This is a genomic window from Nitrincola alkalilacustris (assembly GCF_008973755.1).
GTDB lineage: Bacteria > Pseudomonadota > Gammaproteobacteria > Pseudomonadales > Balneatricaceae > Nitrincola > Nitrincola alkalilacustris.
Genome location: NZ_WBOM01000017.1, coordinates 1 through 21,120, shown reverse-complemented (window position 1 = coordinate 21,120; position 21,120 = coordinate 1). Strand labels below are relative to the sequence as shown.

Here is a 21,120-nt window from a genome sequence, read left to right as displayed (position 1 = left end):
CCGAACTCAGAAGTGAAACGCGTCATCGCCGATGGTAGTGTGGGGTCTCCCCATGCGAGAGTAGGTCATCGCCAGGCACTTAATACCGCAGCCCCCGGTCTCTTCGAGATCGGGGGTTTTTGCGTTTCGGGTATGTCTATCAGCCCAGTATAGCCAGATCTATTGTCCTGTTCTGTTGGACAGATTCAGGTTGATCGACTAGAATACAGCAGGTTTGGCAGCTACGTTTTTGTCTAGTCCAAATTATCCTGAATTTTTTAAGAAAGCGAGGCAGGCCTCAGGTCGAGTCTCGCTTTTTTGCAACCAAAATTCACATCAGATCAGTTTACAGCAGCGCATATGCGGGGAGGTTCAATTGACGCGACCAGCCATTCTTGCCCTTGAAGATGGTAGTGTGTTCAGGGGTGTTGCGATTGGCGCCGATGGAGAGTCAAGCGGTGAAGTGGTATTCAACACCTCAATGACGGGCTATCAGGAAATTCTGACCGATCCATCTTATTGTCGCCAGATTGTGACGCTTACCTATCCTCACATCGGCAATGTAGGCGTTAACGAAGAGGATGCAGAGTCAGAGCAGGTCTGGGTTTCAGGTCTTGTGATTCGTGATCTGCCGCTGATGGCCAGCAATTTCCGTTCAGAGCAGTCGCTGTCAGATTATCTGAAAGCCCACGGTATAGTGGCAATCGCCGATATCGATACTCGTCGTCTGACCCGTATACTGCGCGAAAAAGGTGCTCAGAACGGCTGCATCATAGCCGGGCAGATTGATGAAGCTCGTGCGCTTGAGCTGGCCAGGTCCTTTCCGGGTCTCAAGGGGATGGATCTTGCGAAAGAGGTTTCAGCAAAATCCTCCTATCAGTGGCGCTCCGGTAGCTGGGAGTTGGGAGTTGGCCATTCAGAACGCAACGATGATGACCTTCCTTTCCATGTTGTGGCTTTTGATTATGGTGTGAAACACAATATCCTGCGTATGCTGGTTGATCGTGGCTGTCGTCTGACAGTTGTTCCTGCTCAGACACCTGCATCTGAGGTGCTTTCATTGAATCCTGACGGTGTATTCCTCTCTAACGGCCCCGGTGACCCTCAACCCTGTGATTATGCTATCAAGGCGATAGCGGAGATATTGCAGACTGACATACCGGTGTTCGGAATTTGCCTCGGTCATCAGTTGCTGGCTCTGGCTTCCGGTGCTACCACCGAGAAGATGAAGTTCGGTCACCATGGGGCGAACCACCCGGTGCAGGATCTGGATAGTGGCAGGGTGATGATCACCAGTCAGAACCATGGTTTTGCCGTATCTGAATCAAGCTTGCCTGCCAACCTGCGTCCAACACATAAATCCCTGTTTGATCACTCTCTGCAGGGGATAGAAAGAACAGATAAAGCGGCGTTCAGCTTCCAGGGACACCCTGAGGCAAGCCCGGGGCCGCGTGATGTCGCCCCCTTGTTTGATCGCTTTATTGACCTGATGCGTGCCGCCAAGAACGCGTGAATGTGAACGAGAGACAACTGGTTAGAAACTGATGCCAAAACGTACAGATATACAAAGTATTCTGATTCTGGGTGCTGGTCCGATAGTGATCGGGCAGGCCTGTGAGTTTGACTATTCAGGTGCACAAGCCTGCAAGGCGTTAAAAGAAGAAGGCTTTCGCGTCATTCTCGTTAACTCCAATCCAGCCACAATCATGACAGATCCATCGATGGCGGATGCAACCTACATAGAGCCTATTAACTGGCGAACGGTTGCGAAAATCATCGAGAAAGAGCGCCCTGATGCAGTTTTACCAACTATGGGTGGTCAAACTGCGCTCAACTGTGCACTTGATTTGAGTCGCGAAGGTATTCTGGATAAGTACGATGTAGAGCTTATCGGAGCGACTCAGGATGCCATAGACAAGGCTGAAGATCGTGAACGCTTTGACAAGGCGATGAAGAATATCGGGCTTGCCTGCCCGCGTTCTGCGATTGCCCACAGCATGGAAGAAGCGCTGCAGGTGATGGATAGCATCGGCTTTCCTGCCATCATCCGCCCCTCGTTCACCATGGGTGGCTCTGGTGGTGGTATCGCTTACAACCGCGAAGAGTTTGTTGAAATCTGTGAGCGTGGACTGGATCTTTCGCCGACCAAGGAGCTGCTTATAGATGAGTCGCTGATCGGTTGGAAAGAGTACGAGATGGAAGTTGTCCGTGACAAGAATGACAACTGCATCATCATTTGTGCGATCGAAAACTTTGATGCCATGGGCGTGCATACGGGTGATAGTATCACAGTGGCGCCGGCACAGACTCTGACTGATAAAGAGTACCAGATCATGCGTGATGCATCGATCGCTGTTCTGCGCGAGATCGGTGTTGAAACAGGTGGTTCAAACGTTCAGTTCGGTGTGGATCCTGCAACTGGTCGCATGGTTGTCATAGAGATGAATCCAAGGGTGTCGCGTTCATCAGCGCTGGCATCGAAGGCAACCGGTTTCCCGATCGCGAAAGTGGCTGCAAAGCTTGCGGTCGGTTATACGCTGGATGAGTTGCAGAATGATATTACAGGGGGGCGTACTCCTGCCTCTTTCGAGCCATCCATCGACTATGTCGTCACCAAGATCCCACGTTTCACCTTTGAGAAATTCCCGCAGGCTAATGACCGTCTGACGACACAGATGAAATCAGTCGGTGAGGTGATGGCGATTGGGCGTACTTTCCAGGAGTCATTGCAGAAGGCTTTGCGCGGCCTTGAGGTTGGTGTCTGTGGTCTGGACTCTGTCATTGCGCTTGATGCCGAAGATGCGCGCAGTGATATAGTGCGTGAACTGCAACAGCCGGGTGCCGAGCGTATCTGGTATGTCGGTGATGCGTTCCGTGCCGGTATGTCAGTCGATGAAATCTACCAGTACTCAGGCATAGATCCCTGGTTCCTGATTCAGATTCAGGATCTGATTGCTGAAGAGCAGACAGTGCAGACGATGGCTATGTCTGATGTAACTCAGGAGCACCTGTATCGACTGAAGCGTAAAGGCTTCTCTGATGCGCGTCTGGCCATGCTGCTAGGTATCAGCGAGAAGCAGGTTCGCAAGTATCGCCATGGCTTTGGCATGCGCCCTGTTTACAAACGTGTTGATACCTGTTCGGCGGAGTTCGCAACTGATACTGCCTATATGTATTCCACCTACGAGGAGGAGTGTGAATCAGCACCTTCCACGCGGGATAAGATCATGGTTATAGGCGGTGGTCCTAACCGTATAGGTCAGGGGATAGAGTTCGACTACTGCTGTGTTCATGCCGCTCTTGCTGCTCGCGAAGATGGTTTTGAAACCATCATGGTAAACTGTAACCCGGAAACGGTTTCCACTGACTATGATACTTCGGATCGCCTGTATTTTGAGTCGATTACGCTGGAAGATGTTCTCGAAATCGTGCATGTCGAACAGCCCAAGGGCGTTATCGTTCAATACGGTGGCCAGACTCCGCTGAAGCTGGCTGTCGCGCTTGAGCAGGCTGGTGTGCCTATTATCGGCACTTCTCCCGAGGCGATTGACCGTGCAGAGGATCGCGAGCAGTTCCAGCAGATGCTGCAGCGTCTTGGTCTTAAACAGCCCGAAAACGCCACTGTGCGTAGTCTTGAAGAGGCTGTGATTGCTGCTGAAAAAATCGGTTATCCTCTGGTGGTGCGGCCTTCGTATGTTTTGGGTGGGCGAGCCATGGAGATCGTATACAAGGAGTCTGAGCTGCGTCAGTACATGAAGTCGGCTGTCCAGGTATCCAATGATGCGCCTGTATTGCTGGATCACTTCCTTAACGCAGCGATTGAAGTGGATATCGATGCCATCTGTGATGGTGAGATAGTCGTCATAGGTGCGATCATGCAGCATATTGAGCAGGCTGGTGTTCACTCAGGTGATTCAGCATGCTCCTTGCCGCCATACAGTCTTCCTGCCCACGTACAGGATGAGATGCGTGAAATGGTTCGCAAGATGGCACTTGAACTGGGTGTTGTCGGGCTCATGAATGTACAGCTCGCTTATCAGGATGGCGAGAACTATGTCATCGAAGTCAATCCGCGTGCCTCACGAACAGTGCCTTTTGTGTCCAAGTGCATCGGTGTCTCTCTGGCAAAAATCGCGGCGCTGGTTATGACTGGCAAGACGCTCACGGAGCTCGGCTTTACTGAAGAGATAGTGCCCTCCTTCTTCAGCGTGAAGGAAGCGGTATTCCCGTTCAACAAGTTCCAGGGTGTGGATCCTATCCTCGGCCCTGAAATGAAGTCGACAGGTGAGGTAATGGGGGTTGGCACCACTTTTGGTGAAGCCTTCATGAAAGCTCAGCTGGGTGCCGGTGAGCGGATGCCTGTTCCAGGTAAAGCGTTTATCTCTGTTCGTGATGTAGACAAGTCGGCTGTCGTGACAATCGCGCGTGATCTGGTGGCGCTGGGTTTCAGCATCATCGCAACTTCTGGTACAGCTTCGCTGCTTGAAAGCGAAGGTCTGGACGTTGAGCGAGTGAATAAAGTGATGGAGGGTCGGCCGAATATTGTTGATTTGATGAAAAATGGTGAAATTGCCTATGTCATCAATACAACTGAAGGCCGTAAGGCTATCTCCGACTCTGCTGCCATCCGCCGTGCGGCGCTGCAGCATAAAGTGCCCTATACCACAACGCTTGCGGGTGCCGCTGCTATTGCAGAGGCGCTGAAGTTTGGTGAAGAAAAGGCAGTTAGACGTTTGCAGGATCTGCATGCAGGAGTAATAGCATGAGCCGTGTACCTATGACCGTTGCTGGAGAGCAGACACTGCGCAATGAGCTGGACAGGCTGAAGTCTGTTGAGCGTCCAAAAGTGATTGCCTCCATTGCTGAGGCGCGTGCGCATGGTGATCTTAAAGAGAATGCCGAATATCATGCGGCGCGAGAGCAGCAGGGCTTTATCGAAGCGCGTATTCGCGATATAGAGTACAAGCTATCTCACGCTCAGGTAATTGATGTCACCGCCATCCCTCATACCGGCAAGGTGATTTTCGGTGTAACGGTAGAGCTGGTAAATCTGGAGACTGATGAAGAAGTGAGCTACAAGATAGTCGGTGATGATGAGTCAGATATCAAGCAGCGTAAAATATCGATCAACTCACCAATTGCTCGCTCATTGATCGGCAAGGATGAGGGGGATGTCATTACGGTAGAGACGCCTGCTGGTGTGATCGAGTATGAGTTGCTGAAAGTTCAGCATCTGGCTGACTGATAGGATGTTACCCACTCTATCGCCTTATCAGAGCGTTGGAGTGGGTTGTCATATTCAGTTCTGGAGCCGCAGGTTACAGTTGCAGTGATGTGTTGACTGCGGATACGGCGGTTGTTGCACTTCAGGTTGGGCGCAGTAGATTCGACAGCTTGGGGTTCGGGTTGTTGGCGGCACGATAAAGCAGTGCGATATTACCAATTACCTGAATCGCTTCAGCTTCAACGATCTCGCAGAGTTCGTTGATCAGTTTGCGTTTCAACTCGCGGTCACCAACCGTGAACCTGACCTTGATCAGTTCATGGTCTTCCAGGGCGCGATCAACCTCCAGTTGAATATTTTCAGTCAGGCCATTTCCGGCGATCATGACGATCGGGTTCAGGCGATGGCCAATCGTTCTGAACTGCTTTTTTTGTTCGGGAGTCAAACTCATACTAGAATGTGTGTCTCGTCAGTGGGGGCTGAGGCCCCAGTTACTTATAAAAGGGTATTTTACCTGACTGCGGTCTGACTGAGTAGCGCAACCTTGAGATAGATTGCTGTAGTTAGTATCCCGACAGGGTGAACGTTTCAGTGATCAGTACGTCAAACGTTGGATGGGATCAGTGGCTCGTACTCAAATCAGCCCTTGTAATTCTGAAGAAGATCCCAATATGAGTAATGATGCCGGACTTTTGTCTGAAAGGACTGTCTGGCCAGTAAGCCTCTGCGTAACAGGATGTTGCTGACGAGGTGCTCAAACGATAGAGTTGATCTTCGTATGCATAAACTGCGTAACGGTGGGATGCAACGATCAGGACCCGGGATAAACCGGGGCGCCCTGGAAGCTCTTGGTGTTGATTAAAGTAGCCGGCTGAAATTGTCGGGAGATAGCCTTGTCTGTGTTAATATGCCGATGCAGCGGGCAAAGAAATGGTTTTAACTGAGGATGATCCTTTGAACGATATGGCTAAGAATTTGGTGTTGTGGTTGGTGATTGCCGCTGTCTTGCTGACAGTATTCAACAACTTCAGCACAGAACCTGAGTCTCGCAAGCTCCAGTATTCTGAGTTTGTGGCTGAAGTACAGGCCGGCCGTGTGTCAAAGGTCGTCATAGATGGATTTACCATTACCGGCCAGCGTAATAGCGGTGAAACCTTCGTTACCATCAGACCTGCGGTTCAGGATCCCAAGTTGATTGATGATCTGCTGGCTGCTAATGTCGAGATAGAGGGTAAACAGCCTGAGGGGCAGAGTCTGTGGACTCAGTTGCTCGTTGCCGCCTTCCCGATTCTTATTATTATCGCTATTTTCATGTTCTTCATGCGTCAGATGCAGGGTGGAGCCGGTGGCAAGGGTGGTCCCATGTCGTTTGGTAAATCCAAGGCTCGCATGATGAGTGAAGACCAGATCAAAACCACGTTTGATGATGTGGCGGGTGTTGAGGAGGCCAAGGAGGAGGTCAGAGAACTCGTTGATTACCTCCGTGATCCCGGAAAGTTCCAGCGCCTGGGTGGGCACATCCCACGTGGTGTACTGATGGCCGGGTCTCCTGGTACCGGTAAAACTCTGCTTGCCAAAGCCATTGCCGGAGAAGCAAAAGTACCCTTTTTCAGTATTTCCGGTTCAGATTTTGTGGAAATGTTTGTCGGCGTGGGTGCGTCCCGTGTGCGTGATATGTTTGATCAGGCCAAGAAGCATTCGCCCTGTATTATTTTTATTGACGAGATAGATGCAGTCGGACGAAGCCGTGGTGTTGGTTTGGGTGGTGGTAATGATGAGCGTGAACAGACTCTGAACCAGTTGCTGGTCGAGATGGATGGTTTTGAAGGTACTGAGGGCGTTATCGTTATAGCCGCAACCAACCGTCCAGACGTTCTCGACCCTGCGCTGCTGCGTCCGGGACGTTTCGACAGGCAGGTTCATGTCGGTTTGCCCGACATTCGTGGGCGTGATCAGATACTCAAAGTGCATATGCGTAAGGTTCCACTTGGCACGGATGTCAGATCTGATCTGATTGCCCGTGGAACGCCTGGCTTCTCCGGTGCAGACCTGGCAAACCTCGTAAATGAAGCGGCACTCTTTGCGGCGCGTAACAGTAAGCGTACCGTCGGCATGGAGGAGTTCGAAAAGGCCAAGGACAAGATCATGATGGGTGCCGAGCGCAAATCCATGGTCATGTCCTATAAAGAGCGCTTGAATACAGCGTATCATGAATCTGGTCATGCGATTGTAGGTCGCCTGATGCCTGAGCATGATCCTGTCTATAAAGTCTCAATTATTCCACGTGGTCGTGCTTTGGGTGTGACCATGTTCCTTCCGGCTGAGGATCGTTACAGTTTCAGTAAGCAGGGTATACTTTCTCAGATCTGCTCTCTCTACGGCGGCCGTATCGCAGAAGAGATGACGTTGGGTAAGGACGGTGTGACGACTGGTGCATCCAATGATATCCAGCGTGCAACGACTCTTGCGCGAAACATGGTAACCAAGTGGGGCTTGAGTGAAAAGCTGGGGCCGCTGCTTTATGCCGATGAAGATGATGATCCATTTGGTCGAGGTATGGGCGGTGGCGCCAAGGCCAAGGCTGAAGATACCCAGCGTCTTATAGATGAAGAAGTTCGGCAGATTATTGATGATTGTTATCGCAAGGCATATCAGTTGCTTGAGGAAAATCGCGATATTCTCGAGTCAATGACGCAGGCGCTGATGAAGTATGAAACGATAGGCTCCAAGCAGCTTGATGAGTTGATGGAGCGCAGAGAGGTTTCGCCGCCAGAGGGTTGGGTTGAAGCTCAGGAGCGCAATGAGCAGCAGGCAGCAGAAGCCGCCGAGTCTTCGCAGAAAACTGCCGATGTGGAGGGCGATGACGGTGGTGACTTGGGCAGCGATGGCGACAATGAGGCTGAGGTGTCGGATAGCTCAGATTACGATGATGATGATTCTGTTGATGGCCAGGCTGATATTCGACCGGATCGTCACTGATGTAAGCTGAAAGACTCAAAGAAAAGTCTTAACATTAAAGCTGGCTCAAGAGTCGGCTTTTTTATTGTAGGTTTATGGTTGCTGCGCTTTGGCCTGAAAGGCTGCGGCTCGATCTGAGAGTGTGGGGTTTTCGTGCGAAATAAATTGCAGTGTGGCACAAGGGTGCTGGATCTGGACTCCCCATGTGCGCATGTCATGGGTGTTTTGAATATAACGCCAGACTCTTTTTCTGATGCCGGGCGCTTTTATCAGAACCGGGAGCCTGCATTTGAAATGGCTTTTCGTCAGGCGTGTGAGATGGTTGAGCAAGGGGCAGTGATCCTGGATGTCGGTGGTGAATCCACCCGCCCCGGGGCGGCCCCTGTGTCGCTTCAGCAGGAGCTGGATCGCGTGTTGCCAATGGTTGAGCGTATTGGACGCGAGCTGGATGTCATTGTTTCGGTGGATACCAGTCGACCTGAGGTGATGCTTGAGGCTGCGGGTCTTGGTGCAGGCATGATCAATGATGTCCGAGCGCTGGGTATGGAGGGGGCGCTGCGGGCTGCAGCTGCAACCGGATTGTCTGTATGTCTCATGCATATGCAGGGCAGTCCTGCCACCATGCAGGTAGAGCCGAGCTATGACAATGTTGTTGCCGAGGTCTGTGACTTTCTTTCCCAGCAGACTGAGCGTTGTGTTCAGGCCGGGATCGGTCGGGAGAAAATTGTGTTGGACCCGGGTTTTGGGTTTGGCAAGAGTTTGCATCATAATCTGTATCTCTTGCAGCAGTTGCAGAAACTTGTGGCGCTTGGCTATCCGGTTCTTGCCGGCTTGTCACGCAAGAGCATGCTGGGCGGTATAACCGGTAAATCGGTCGATCAGCGTCTTGCGTCCAGTGTTGCTGCGGCCCTGCTGGCTGCACAGGCAGGTGCAGTGATCATTCGTGTCCATGATGTGGCCGAGACTGTTGATGCATTAAAGGTGCTGCAGGCGGTCCGTGATGTAGAAGAGGAGTCGGTATGACGAAGGCATATTTTGGCACGGATGGTATTCGTGGTGAGGTTGGTTACTATCCGATCACCCCGGATTTCATGCTTAAGCTCGGCTGGGCGGCGGGTTGCGTATTTGCACGTGGTGGTCGTAGTAAAATTGTAATTGGTAAGGATACTCGCATCTCCGGTTATATGTTTGAGTCAGCGCTTGAAGCAGGTCTTTCTGCTGCAGGTGTGGATGTCATGCTGACTGGGCCCATGCCAACACCCGCGATTGCGTATCTGACCAGGACGTTTCGAGCTGAAGCGGGTATTGTTATCAGTGCTTCGCATAACCCTTTTCAGGATAATGGGATAAAGTTTTTTTCAGCTGCCGGGACCAAGCTTCCGGATGCGGTGGAGTTGGCGATTGAAGAGCAGTTACAGTCTGAGATGAGCTGTGTTTCATCTGCTGAGCTGGGCAAGGCCTGGCGCATTGATGATGCAGCTGGGCGGTATATTGAGTTCTGCAAGGGCACTATTTCGGGCCATCTCAGTCTGCGTGGTATGCGCATAGTGCTCGATTGTGCCAACGGTGCCACTTATCATGTTGCCCCGAATGTGTTTGAGGAACTCGGGGCCGGGATCATAGAGATTGCATCTGCCCCGGATGGTGTCAATATCAATGAGTCGTGTGGTGCGACAGATGTATCGCGTCTGCAGAAAGTCGTGCTGGCAGAAGGGGCTGATCTCGGTATTGCGCTTGATGGAGATGGTGATCGCCTGATCATGGTTGATCATCGTGGAGCGGTGGTCGACGGCGATGAGATTCTCTTTATTATTGCCAGTGCGATGAAGTCACAGGGGGTGCTGTCAGGCGGAGTGGTGGGTACCCTGATGTCTAACTATGGCCTTGAGCAGGCATTTGCTCGGGCAGAGATTCCCTTTGTCAGGGCTCGAGTAGGTGATCGCTATGTAATGGAGCAACTCACAGAGAGAGGGTGGATGCTCGGTGGTGAAGGCTCCGGTCATATAGTGTGCGGACACCTGACAACAACCGGTGACGGTATTATTGCAGCCTTGCAGGTGCTTAAGGCGATGAAAGATTCGGGTTTGTCTCTGGCAGAGTTGAAGCACGGGATGCAGAAGTTACCCCAGGTAATGATCAACGTCAGGACCCCACGGGATGTTTCTCTGCAGGGTAGTGTCGAGATAGAGGCAGCAGTGCAAAGGGTTGAGAAGGTTCTGGCAGGGAGTGGGCGGGTTTTATTGCGACCGTCAGGGACAGAACCGTTGATTCGTGTCATGGTTGAAGGGGAGGATGGCGAGTTGGTGCGCACGCTGTGTCGGGAGCTGTCAGAAGATGTAGAAAAAGCGCTTTCAGCTCTTGTATCTTGAAGTGCACTCAGTTAAGATTTGCGCCTCTTTTGGGAGGGCGAGCGAATGCGGAAAGCTCTGGTGGCAGCAAACTGGAAGATGAATGGACGCAGGTCGGCGAATGAAAAGCTGATTGCTGCGTTGGTAGCCGGTTTGGATCAGGCAAAAGCAGGCGCTGTTGATGTTGTAGTATTTCCTCCAGCGGTTTATCTGGCCGATGTGCGGCAGATGGTATCAGGCTCCATGATTGAGCTTGGCGCCCAGAATGTATCGTTAGAGAGTCTGGATGGCGCCTTTACAGGCGAATGTTCAGCTCAGATGTTTTGCGATGCAGGCTGTGGGTGGGTGCTGGTAGGGCATTCTGAGCGCCGAGCCATGTTCGGTGAAACAGAAGATGTTGTAGCCGCAAAAATGCGCGCTGCACTTGATGCAGATTTGAGTCCTGTCTTGTGTGTGGGTGAAACCCTTGAGCAGAGACAGGGCGGTGCCCTTGAGCAAGTAGTGTCCAGTCAGGTTGTGAGTGCATTATCCTCTCTGTCTGTGCCTATGCTGAGTCGTGTTGTCCTGGCCTATGAGCCGGTATGGGCAATAGGCAGCGGTTTGACTGCTTCGCCAGAGCAGGCTCAGGAAGTGCATGAGATGATCCGAGCAGTCGTTGCTGGTATGGGCGGCGAAGAGCTGGCTCAGAAAATAAGGATTGTCTACGGTGGCAGTGTTAGTGCCGCCAATGCTGAGTTGATTTTTGCTCAGCCGGATATTGATGGTGGACTCGTAGGTGGGGCTTCTTTGAAGGCTGAAGATTTTTTGGCAATCTGCCGTGCGTCGGCAGATCAGGCTGCGGTTGGTTGAGATAATGGAAACAGTAATTCTGATTGTACATGTGTTGCTTGCGGCAGCCATAATAGCACTTGTACTGCTTCAGCAGGGCAAGGGTGCTGAAGCTGGTGCCTCTTTTGGAGGTGGTGCGTCGCAGACGGTGTTCGGTAGCCGTGGCTCAGGTAATTTTCTTGGTAGAGTCACAGCGGTTCTGGCGGCAGTGCTGTTCGCGACAAGTTTTGGTCTGGCTTATTTTGCCAAGGAAAGGGCGAGTAGTATATCTGATGCAGGTATACCGGCAGCGACTCTGATAGAGTCAGCAGCAGAAAGAGTTCAAGAGCTGCCAGTGTTGGAAGTTCAGCGCTCAGGTGATAGTGATATCCCGACAGGTCAGTAAAAGTTTTAAAAGTTTAGCCGAAGTGGTGAAATTGGTAGACACGCCATCTTGAGGGGGTGGTGAGCATAGCTCGTGCCGGTTCGAGTCCGGCCTTCGGCACCAAGTTGTAAACCGGGCGGGTGTTATATACAATATTGCACCTGTTTCTGATGCGGGGTGGAGCAGTCTGGTAGCTCGTCGGGCTCATAACCCGAAGGTCGTTGGTTCAAATCCAGCCCCCGCTACCAACCATTGTGTTGTTGAAAGAGCCCCTTTTAAGGGGCTTTTTCGTAGATAAATCAAGGCTTTATGCCTATCAGAAATGGGTCCGGTAGTGACCCATTTTTTGTTTGGGCAACAGTCAGGTGAGGTAACAAGTGTCAGCAAAGCTCAAGCAGCTTGAAGATCTGATCTCTCCTACAGTGACCTCTCTGGGGTTTGAGCTGTGGGGGATCGAGTATCATGCAGCAGGTAAGAATAGTACGCTGCGGATTTTTATCGAAAGCCCGGACGGCATTACTGTAGATGACTGTGCTGCGGTCAGTCACCAGGTCAGTGCGGTCATGGATGTGGAAGATCCGATTAAAGAGCATTATTTTCTGGAAGTGTCATCGCCGGGAATGGATCGCCCTCTGTTCACACTTGAGCAGTTCAAGGCTTATGCGGGACACATCGTTAATATTCGGTTGCGTGTGCCATTTGATGGCAGACGCAAATTCAAGGGGCTCCTCAATGGTGTTGAGGGTGACGAGATACTGCTTGTGATCGACAGTGAAGAGTATGTGCTGCCGATTGACTATATAGATCGCGCCCATGTAGTGCCCCAGGTGTAACAAATTACAGATGTTTTCAGGCGAGGCAGTGGTATGAATAAAGAGATTCTTCTGGTTGCTGAAGCGGTTTCCAATGAAAAGGATGTGCCCAAGGGCGTCATCTTTGAAGCTATTGAAGTGGCATTGGCAACGGCAACTAAAAAGCGCTACGACGAAGAGGCGGATATTCGCGTGTCCATCGACCGTGTCACGGGAGACTATGATACTTTCCGTCGCTGGAAGGTGGTGGACAATGACCAGGTGGCTGAGCTTGGAACTGAACTGACGTTGCAGGAGGCCCATGAGATAGACTCTGCTCTGCAGCCAGGTGATATACACGAAGAGAAAATAGACTCCGTAGCGTTTGGGCGTATTGCTGCGCAGACTGCCAAGCAGGTTATTGTTCAGAAGGTGCGTGAAGCCGAACGTGCCAAGGTCGTAGAGCAGTACCGTGATCGCGTTGGTGAGCTGGTTGCCGGTACGGTTAAAAAAGTGACTCGAGATAGTGTTATCATAGATCTTGGTAACAACGCTGAAGCCCTGCTCGCTCGAGAGCACCTTATCGGACGTGAAAGCTTCCGCATGGGTGATCGTGTGCGTGCAGTACTGGTTGAAGTCAGAAGTGAAGGTCGTGGTCCTCAGTTGATTCTGAGTCGCACCAGTCCAGAGATGCTGGTTGAGCTTTTCCGTCTTGAAGTACCTGAGATCTCTGAAGAGGTTATCGAAATACGTGCAGCCGCTCGTGAGCCGGGTATCAGAGCCAAGATCGCCGTCAAAACCAATGATGGTCGCATCGACCCTGTCGGTGCCTGTGTTGGTATGCGTGGCTCACGTGTACAGGCTGTTTCCACCGAACTGGGTGGTGAGCGTGTTGATATCATTCTCTGGGATGATAATGCGGCACAACTTGTCATCAATGCCATGGCTCCAGCCGAAGTGGCGTCCATCGTGATTGATGAAGATAGCCACTCAATGGACGTTGCTGTGGCTGAAGAAGCGCTGGCGATGGCAATCGGTCGAAATGGCCAGAATGTCAAGCTGGCCAGCGAGCTGACTGGTTGGAACCTCAACGTCATGAGTGAGGCTGAGGCAGAAGCGAAGCAACAGTCAGAAGTTGGTGGTGTCGTTGAGAACTTCATCAAGTATCTGGACATTGATGAGGAGCTGGCAACCCTTCTGGTCGATGAGGGCTTTACCTCTCTGGAAGAGGTCGCTTACGTGCCTGTCGATGAGATGCTGGAAATCGAAGATTTTGATGAAGAGCTGGTAGAAACGCTCCGTGCTCGTGCAAAGGATGCTTTGCTCAACCTGGCCATCGCCAGTGAGGAGCAACTGGGCGATGTGCAGCCGGCTGATGATCTGCTGGAGATGGATGGTATGGATCGTGCTCTGGCGTTTCAACTGGCCGCTCAGGGCGTAGTTACTATGGAAGATCTCGCAGAGCAGTCTGTCGATGATCTTGTGGATATTGAAGGGCTCGACGAGGAGCGTGCTGCGCAGTTGATTATGACCGCGCGTGCACCTTGGTTCGCCGACGAACAGTAAAGTCAACGGAGAAGGGGAACCCATTTATGGCAGAAGTCACCGTTAAGCAGCTTGCCGATGTGGTTGGTGTATCCGTTGAGCGTTTGCTCAAGCAGATGCAAGATGCAGGTATTCAAGGTAAATCAGAAGTATCCGATGTGACGGAGCTGGAAAGGCAGTCTTTGCTGTCCTATCTTAAGCGTTCACACGGTCAGGATGGCGATTCAGCCGAGCCGAAAAAGATTACGCTCAAGCGCAAGACCACTTCACAGCTGAAGGTGTCTGGTGCGTCCGGCAAGCGCAAGACCGTTAATATCGAAGTGCGTAAGAAGCGTACTTATGTCAAGCGTACTGACCTGGAGGAGGCTGGGCAGCCTGCTGAAGAGCAGAGTCATGCAGTCGTTGATGATCAGGCAGTGGCGGAAACTCCGGCAGTACAGGTGCCTGATGTACACAGTCAATCAGAAGCTGTTAATGCTCCCGCTGAAGCTGTTGACCAGTCAGACCTGAAAGTTGCCTCTGAAGCTAAGGCAGAAACCGCTGAAGCCGTACCTGCAGCTGCTGCGTCAATTGATGTGGCTGTGCCCACTTCTGCTGCAGCAGATGGCGAAGATAAAAAGGTGCCCGCTCGTGCGAAGGCTCCGCGTCAGAAAGAAGCGGAACGTCGTGGTGGTCGTACCGAGAAGGACGACGCCCCGCGTCGTGGCAAGCCGGCTTTTGCACGTAAAGGCGACGATGATGATGCGCGAGGCGCGCGTCGTGGTCGTGGTGGCAAGAAAGGGTCAACACGCGGTGGTAGAGGGGCACAAAACCAGCATGGATTTGAGAAGCCGACAGCACCGGTTGTTCATGAAGTCACAGTTCCTGAGAGTATCACAGTAGCTGATCTGGCGAAGAAGATGTCGGTCAAGGCGGCTGAAGTCATCAAGGTGATGTTCAAGATGGGGGCCATGGCCACTATCAACCAGGTACTGGATCAGGATACCGCCATGCTGGTGGTTGAAGAGATGGGGCATAAGCCGAAAGCGCTGCAGGAAAATGCTGTTGAAGATGCGCTGATGGAAAGCATGCTCCAGTTCGAGGGTGAAGAGACTGATCGTGCTCCGGTTGTTACCGTTATGGGTCACGTTGACCATGGTAAGACCTCGCTGCTGGATTACATTCGTAAGGCGAAGGTTGCGGCGGGTGAATCCGGTGGTATTACACAGCATATCGGTGCTTATCATGTCGAGACAGAGAATGGCATGGTTACCTTCCTGGATACTCCGGGCCACGCTGCCTTTACGGCGATGCGTGCGCGTGGTGCCAAACTGACGGATATCGTGGTACTGGTTGTTGCTGCGGATGATGGTGTCATGCCTCAGACCGAAGAAGCGATCCAGCATGCCAAGGCTGGTGGCGTTCCTATCGTTGTTGCTGTCAACAAGATCGACAAGCCTGAAGCTGATCTGGATCGCGTGCGTAATGAATTGTCGCAGCGTGATGTCATCTCGGAGGAGTGGGGTGGTGATGTTCAGTTTGTACCTGTTTCCGCAAAAACCGGTGAAGGTATTGATCAACTGCTGGAAGCAATTCTATTGCAGGCTGAAGTACTTGAACTGACAGCCAAAAAGGATGTTCCTGCTCAGGGCGTTGTTGTCGAATCGCGTCTGGATAAAGGTCGTGGCTCTGTCTCTACGCTGTTGATCCAGAACGGCACGTTGCGCAAGGGAGACATTGTTCTGGCAGGATTCCATCATGGGCGCGTACGTGCCATGCTGGATGAAGCTGGGCGTCCGGTTGACGAGGCTGGTCCATCTATTCCGGTTGAGATTCTCGGCCTTGATGGAACACCTAATGCGGGTGATGAGTTCACAGTGGTATCTTCCGAGAAGAAAGCGCGTGAAGTGGCTCTGTTCCGTCAGGGTAAATACCGTGAGGTCAAGCTGGCACGGCAGCAGAAGAGCAAGCTGGAGAATCTGTTTGCCAATATGCAGGCAGGTGAAGTCAAGTCACTCAATATCGTATTGAAGGCTGACGTGCGTGGCTCTCTGGAAGCTCTGACTCAAGCGCTTGAGGATCTGTCGACGGATGAGGTTAAGGTCAATATTGTTGCCAGCGGTATCGGCGGCTTTGGCGAAACAGATGCGAACCTGGCTGTTGCGTCCTCTGCGATCCTGATCGGTTTCAACGTCCGTGCGGATAATCAGGCCAAGGTGATCGTCGAGCGCGAAGAACTCGAGATGCGTTACTACAGCATCATTTACGATATCATCAATGATGTTAAGCAGGCGATGTCCGGTCTGCTCTCACCTGAGTATCGTGAAGAGATTGTTGGTATTGCTGAGGTTCGTGATGTCTTCCGCTCTCCTAAGTTGGGTCTTGTAGCCGGCTGTATGGTTATCGAAGGTACCGTCCATCGTAACAAACGCATTCGCGTGCTGCGTGATAACGTGGTGGTTTACGAAGGCGAGCTGGAGTCTCTGCGTCGCTTCAAGGATGTGGTCTCTGAAGTGCGTCAGGGCATGGAGTGTGGTATCGGCGTCAAGAACTATAACGATGTGAAAGTTGGGGATCAGATTGAGGTCTTCGACACCATTGAGGTGCAGCGTAGTCTGTAACGGGGTTGTATGGCACGAGATTTTAAACGAACTGACAGGATAGCCGACCAGATCCAGCGTGATCTGGCCATGCTGCTGCAGCGGGAGATCAAAGATCCACGCCTTGGCATGGTGACAATAAGCTATGTCAAGGTCAGTAAGGATCTGGGCTATTCCGACATCTATCTGACGGTCTTGCCACTGGGTGATCAGGATGAATCTGAGGTGGTCAGTCAGTCGATAGCTGTGCTGAATAATGCAGCAGGCTTTTTGCGTAAGGAGTTGTCCCGTGGTATCAAACTGCGGGTCATGCCTCAGCTACGCTTTCATTTCGATGAAAGCGTAGACCGGGGGCGCCGTCTGCACAGTCTGATTGAAAAGGCTTATCGGCAAGAACAGTCGCTTGAAACAGGCGATCAGGATTCCGCCGAAGAAAAGGAGTAGCACTTGGCTGCCAGACTCAAAGGACGCCGCATCGACGGCGTCTTTTTGCTTAATAAACCTGCCGGTGTCAGCTCCAATGGTGCTCTGCAGCGTGTCAAACGCCTGTATGGTGCTGCAAAGGCTGGGCATACCGGAGCGCTTGATCCTCTGGCGACCGGCATGCTGCCGATCTGTCTGGGTGAAGCGACCAAGTTTTCGCAATTTCTGCTGGATTCGGACAAGCGCTATCTGACTACAGCCAAACTGGGTGTGCGCACGGATACCTGTGATGCCGAAGGTGAGGCGACAGAGACCAGGCCGATATCGGCTGATGTTAATCAGGCTCTGGTTGAAAGGCTCCTGGCGGAGCATTTCCTGGGTGAGATAGAGCAGGTTCCTCCCATCTATTCGGCACTCAAGCATAATGGTCAGCCGTTGTACAAACTGGCGCGTAAAGGTGTCCAGGTCGAGGTCAAGCCGCGTCGCGTCACAATTCGTGAAAGTCGTCTGGTGGCGTTTCGAGGGGATGAGCTGGATATTGAGATCGCCTGCTCAAAGGGTACCTATATTCGTACAATTGTGGATGATCTGGGGCAGTTGCTTGGCTGTGGTGCGCATGTTTTGCATCTTCACCGGATCAGCACCGGATCCTATGACAGCAGTATGATGCGCACCTTTGAAGAGCTTCAGGCTGAGGTCGATAAACTGGCTGATCCAGCGGATGATAAGGGCATACAAGATTATCTGGATGGGTTATTATTACCCCCCTGGAGCGCTATCGACCATCTGCCCGCTTGTGAGCTGGATGAGCAGGATGCGCAAAGGTTACTTTTCGGTCAGAGTTGCCGGCTTGAGGGCATTGAGCCAGAGCAGCAACTGCGGCTGTTTGAACGAACATCCAGACGTTTTCTGGGTTTGGGAGAGGTTGATGCGGAGGGTGTATTGAAAGCCAGAAGGCTGATCAATACGGCAGACGCATAACCATCCTGCAAAAACGAAGGCTGATGCAATCTGCATGGTCTTCTGACGCTGTTCTGGAAATATGCCCGGTACAGCGCGACTTTAAACCAGCGATTAATGATCGCGTGCATATTGTTAAGGAGAGTAAAGTGGCATTAACTGTTGAAAAGAAAGCTGAAATCGTAGCTTCATTTGGCCGTGGAGCAGGTGATACAGGATCCCCTGAGGTGCAGGTTGCACTTCTGACTGCAAACATTGAAGGGCTGCAGGGCCACTTCAAGGCAAACAAGCAGGATCACCATTCACGTCGTGGTCTGATCCGCATGGTTAACCAGCGCCGTAAACTGTTGGACTATCTGAAACATAAAGATGCCGACCGTTACCTGGAACTGATTGCCCGTCTGGGTCTGCGCCGCTAAGTTAGTGTAATACCTGAGGCCATACATTGTATGGCCTCAGTTCTATCTGAAACCCATTGTAGCTGCACCTGGAATCAGCGTGCCAATCATCCGGCCCGTACTCAATTGCGTGTTTGCAAAAGCATGCAATTGAGTACTGGCAAAAGAGTGGAATGATTTGTCTCGCACCGGGCGCTGCTTCAGTAGCAACTGAAGGAGTCAATCGTGCAAGCGATTATCAAAACGTTTCAATACGGCAAACATACTGTCACCCTGGAAACAGGCAAGGTAGCACGTCAGGCAAGCGGCGCCGTGATGGTCACCATCGATGAGAAAACACAGGTACTGTGTACTGTGGTCGGCGTCAAGGAAGCCAAAGAAGGTCAGGGCTTCTTCCCTTTGTCAGTCCATTATCAGGAAAGATACTACGCTGTCGGACGTATTCCGGGTGGTTTTTTCAAGCGTGAAGCGCGTCCTACCGAAAAAGAGACGCTGACGTCTCGTCTGATCGACCGTCCTATTCGTCCACTGTTCCCGAAAGGGTTCATGAATGAAGTGCAGGTCGTGTGCCAGGTGATGTCAGCAGACAAGGCTAATGATCCTGATATTGCGGCGCTGATCGGTACTTCTGCTGCTCTGGCTATCTCCGGTATTCCCTTCCAGGGTCCGGTCGGTGCGGCTCGTGTCGGCTTTACTGAAGAGCATGGCTATATCCTGAACCCGAGCTACGCCGAACTGGCCGAGTCTGAGCTGGACATGGTGGTTGCCGGTACAGCTGATGCTGTTCTGATGGTTGAGTCAGAAGCAAAAGAGCTGACAGAAGACGAGATGCTGGGCGCTGTTCTGTTTGCGCATCAGGAGATGCAGGTCGTTATTCAGGCGATCCATGAGTTGGCTGCAACTGCCGCTAAACCTACATGGGATTGGCAGCCTGTTGCGAAGGACGAAGCGCTGAGCGGGCAGATCACTGCACTGCTGGGTACACGTCTGAGCGATGCTTATCAGGTTGCTGACAAGGCGCTGCGCCAGGATACTGTCCGTGGACTGCGGGATGAAGTCGTCGCTGCGCTGGCTACTGGCGAAGAGACTGCTCCAGGTGCTGAAGAGGTTAAAAAGGCATTCGGCTCTATTGAGAAGGATACTGTTCGTAACCGTATACTGGACAATCAGCCGCGTATTGATGGCCGTGACACGAAAACAGTTCGCCCGATCGAAGTCGAGATCGACATTCTCAAGAGCGTGCATGGTTCATCTTTGTTTACGCGTGGCGAGACTCAGGCAATTGTGACCTGTACGCTGGGTACCACTCGCGACATGCAGATCATAGATGCCATCGAAGGCGAGCGTAAAGATAACTTCATGCTGCAGTACAACTTCCCATCCTACTCCGTAGGTGAAGCTGGCCGCATGATGGGACCTGGGCGTCGTGAGATAGGTCACGGTCGTCTGGCGCGTCGTGGCGTGCAGGCGATGCTGCCATCTGCCGATGAGTTCCCGTACACCATTCGTGTTGTTTCCGAGATCACTGAATCCAATGGCTCCAGCTCCATGGCCAGCGTCTGTGGTGCCTCTCTGGCGCTGATGGATGCCGGTGTGCCTATCAAGGCTCCGGTAGCTGGTATCGCGATGGGTCTGGTCAAGGAAGGTGAGCGTTTTGCCGTTCTGACCGATATTCTGGGTGATGAAGATCACCTGGGCGATATGGACTTCAAGGTTGCGGGTACAGAGAAAGGTATCACTGCCCTGCAGATGGATATCAAGATCACCGGTATCACTGAAGAGATCATGGAGATCGCACTGGGTCAGGCTCTGGACGCACGTCAGCATATCCTCAGAGAGATGGCCAAGGTGATTGGTTACACTCGTCCTGAGCTGCCTGAGAATGCCCCAGCCATGACACAGCTGAAGGTTAATCCAGAGAAGATTCGCGATCTGATCGGTAAGGGTGGTGCCACTATTCGTGCGTTGTGTGAAGAAACAGGCGCTACCATCGATATCGAAGATGACGGCACTGTTCGCATTTACGCGGACAACAAGCCTTCAGCCAAAGCGGCAATTGATCGCGTCAAGGCGATTACCGCTGAAGCAGAAGTGGGTCGTATCTACGAAGGTGAAGTGGTGCGTCTGGAAGAGTTTGGTGCCTTCGTCAATATCCTGCCGGGTAAGGATGGTCTGGTGCATATTTCGCAGATCGCCAATGAGCGTGTGAAGGCTGTAACCGACTATATCAAACTGGGTGATGTGGTTAAGGTCAAGGTCCTGGATGTAGATGTCCGTGGCCGTATCAAACTGTCCATGAAGGATATGGAAGAAGACGAAACCGTAGCAGGTTGAATCTGACAATGAAAAAACCCGGCATATGCCGGGTTTTTTGTTTGTCCAGCGAAGCTGGCAAACCCGCCCGCCTGAAAGAAGGCGGGATCACCCCGACCGGGGGGAAGATAATCCGAATGGCAAGGGCGTCATTGGCCAACGATGGGGTCTGAAGGAAGCCATAGGAAGTTAACGGTACACAACGCAAGTGAACCTGATTCGGCAGCGCATGTGGGTAAGCGTGCGAAATGGCGCGACGCCCGATACCCGGTCAGACATGTGATGTGAATGAGGGTGGGATCGTTAACAGGGAGTCAGTGCAGTAACTGGGGAAGCCTGGCATCTGAGCCGGAGGAGTCGGCAGCGACGACACAAAGCGAAAGCTAAGGTTGTCGTGGGTGTGAGGTGGT

16 protein-coding genes, 2 tRNA genes and 1 rRNA gene are annotated in these 21,120 nt (G+C 52.1%); 18 read left to right on the top strand and 1 reads right to left on the bottom strand.

Translation table 11 applies throughout. From position 1 onward, the window contains the following. The 4 genes from rrf to greA form a co-directional block, all read left to right on the top strand. A 5S ribosomal RNA gene (rrf, locus tag F7R27_RS19045) occupies positions 1-77 on the top strand; the annotation flags it as partial. A 278-nt stretch (positions 78-355) separates the two neighbouring features. Then, positions 356-1,492, top strand: a complete 1,137-nt coding sequence (gene carA / locus F7R27_RS18515; protein ID WP_151705755.1) for a glutamine-hydrolyzing carbamoyl-phosphate synthase small subunit — start codon at positions 356-358, stop codon at positions 1,490-1,492. A gap of 31 nt (positions 1,493-1,523) precedes the next feature. Beyond that, positions 1,524-4,745: a carbamoyl-phosphate synthase large subunit gene (carB, locus tag F7R27_RS18510; protein WP_151705754.1), complete on the top strand. Its 3,222-nt coding sequence runs from the start codon at positions 1,524-1,526 to the stop codon at positions 4,743-4,745. Beyond that, a complete protein-coding gene (greA, locus tag F7R27_RS18505; RefSeq protein WP_151705753.1) occupies positions 4,742-5,224 on the top strand; it encodes a transcription elongation factor GreA in 483 nt (160 codons plus the stop codon). The genes carB and greA overlap by 4 nt, the downstream gene beginning before the upstream one ends. 121 nt (positions 5,225-5,345) lie before the next feature. Here greA and F7R27_RS18500 read toward each other — a convergent pair whose 3' ends face one another. Beyond that, a complete protein-coding gene (locus F7R27_RS18500; protein ID WP_151705752.1) occupies positions 5,346-5,654 on the bottom strand; it encodes a YhbY family RNA-binding protein in 309 nt (102 codons plus the stop codon). A gap of 512 nt (positions 5,655-6,166) precedes the next feature. Here F7R27_RS18500 and ftsH point away from each other — a divergent pair. The 14 genes from ftsH (at position 6,167) to pnp (ending at position 20,731) form a co-directional block, all read left to right on the top strand. After that, positions 6,167-8,182, top strand: coding sequence for an ATP-dependent zinc metalloprotease FtsH (gene ftsH, locus F7R27_RS18495; protein ID WP_151705751.1), 2,016 nt, complete (start codon positions 6,167-6,169; stop codon positions 8,180-8,182). A gap of 132 nt (positions 8,183-8,314) precedes the next feature. Further along, positions 8,315-9,184: a dihydropteroate synthase gene (gene folP, locus F7R27_RS18490; RefSeq protein ID WP_338088417.1), complete on the top strand. Its 870-nt coding sequence runs from the start codon at positions 8,315-8,317 to the stop codon at positions 9,182-9,184. Continuing rightward, positions 9,181-10,530: a phosphoglucosamine mutase gene (glmM, locus tag F7R27_RS18485; protein WP_151705750.1), complete on the top strand. Its 1,350-nt coding sequence runs from the start codon at positions 9,181-9,183 to the stop codon at positions 10,528-10,530. Before folP ends, glmM begins: the two co-directional genes overlap by 4 nt. A 45-nt stretch (positions 10,531-10,575) precedes the next feature. Continuing rightward, a complete protein-coding gene (tpiA, locus tag F7R27_RS18480; RefSeq protein ID WP_151705749.1) occupies positions 10,576-11,358 on the top strand; it encodes a triose-phosphate isomerase in 783 nt (260 codons plus the stop codon). Positions 11,359-11,362: 4 nt separating this feature from the next. Next, entirely contained in the window at positions 11,363-11,722 is a 360-nt protein-coding gene (gene secG, locus F7R27_RS18475; protein WP_151705748.1) for a preprotein translocase subunit SecG, read from the top strand. 16 nt (positions 11,723-11,738) lie between these two features. Then, positions 11,739-11,824 (top strand) — tRNA-Leu (locus F7R27_RS18470). A 48-nt stretch (positions 11,825-11,872) separates the two neighbouring features. Continuing rightward, positions 11,873-11,949 (top strand) — tRNA-Met (locus F7R27_RS18465). A 129-nt stretch (positions 11,950-12,078) separates the two neighbouring features. Next, a complete protein-coding gene (gene rimP, locus F7R27_RS18460) occupies positions 12,079-12,534 on the top strand; it encodes a ribosome maturation factor RimP (protein WP_151705747.1) in 456 nt (151 codons plus the stop codon). 33 nt (positions 12,535-12,567) lie between these two features. Next, positions 12,568-14,058, top strand: coding sequence for a transcription termination factor NusA (nusA, locus tag F7R27_RS18455; RefSeq protein WP_151705746.1), 1,491 nt, complete (start codon positions 12,568-12,570; stop codon positions 14,056-14,058). A 26-nt stretch (positions 14,059-14,084) separates the two neighbouring features. Further along, on the top strand, positions 14,085-16,637 hold the full coding sequence (infB, locus tag F7R27_RS18450) for a translation initiation factor IF-2 (RefSeq protein WP_151705745.1): 2,553 nt from the start codon (positions 14,085-14,087) through the stop codon (positions 16,635-16,637). A gap of 9 nt (positions 16,638-16,646) precedes the next feature. Next, positions 16,647-17,060 carry a 30S ribosome-binding factor RbfA gene (gene rbfA, locus F7R27_RS18445; RefSeq protein ID WP_151705744.1) on the top strand — a complete coding sequence of 138 codons (414 nt, stop codon included), beginning with the start codon at positions 16,647-16,649 and terminating at the stop codon, positions 17,058-17,060. A 3-nt stretch (positions 17,061-17,063) separates the two neighbouring features. Next, complete coding sequence (truB, locus tag F7R27_RS18440) at positions 17,064-18,020, top strand: tRNA pseudouridine(55) synthase TruB (RefSeq protein ID WP_151705743.1); 957 nt, start codon at positions 17,064-17,066, stop codon at positions 18,018-18,020. 128 nt (positions 18,021-18,148) lie between these two features. Continuing rightward, the gene (gene rpsO / locus F7R27_RS18435) at positions 18,149-18,418 is read left to right on the top strand and encodes a 30S ribosomal protein S15 (RefSeq protein WP_151705742.1); all 270 of its coding nucleotides are present in this window, start codon (positions 18,149-18,151) and stop codon (positions 18,416-18,418) included. A 204-nt stretch (positions 18,419-18,622) separates the two neighbouring features. After that, complete coding sequence (pnp, locus tag F7R27_RS18430) at positions 18,623-20,731, top strand: polyribonucleotide nucleotidyltransferase (RefSeq protein WP_151705741.1); 2,109 nt, start codon at positions 18,623-18,625, stop codon at positions 20,729-20,731. The last annotated feature ends 389 nt before the right edge of the window (positions 20,732-21,120 follow it).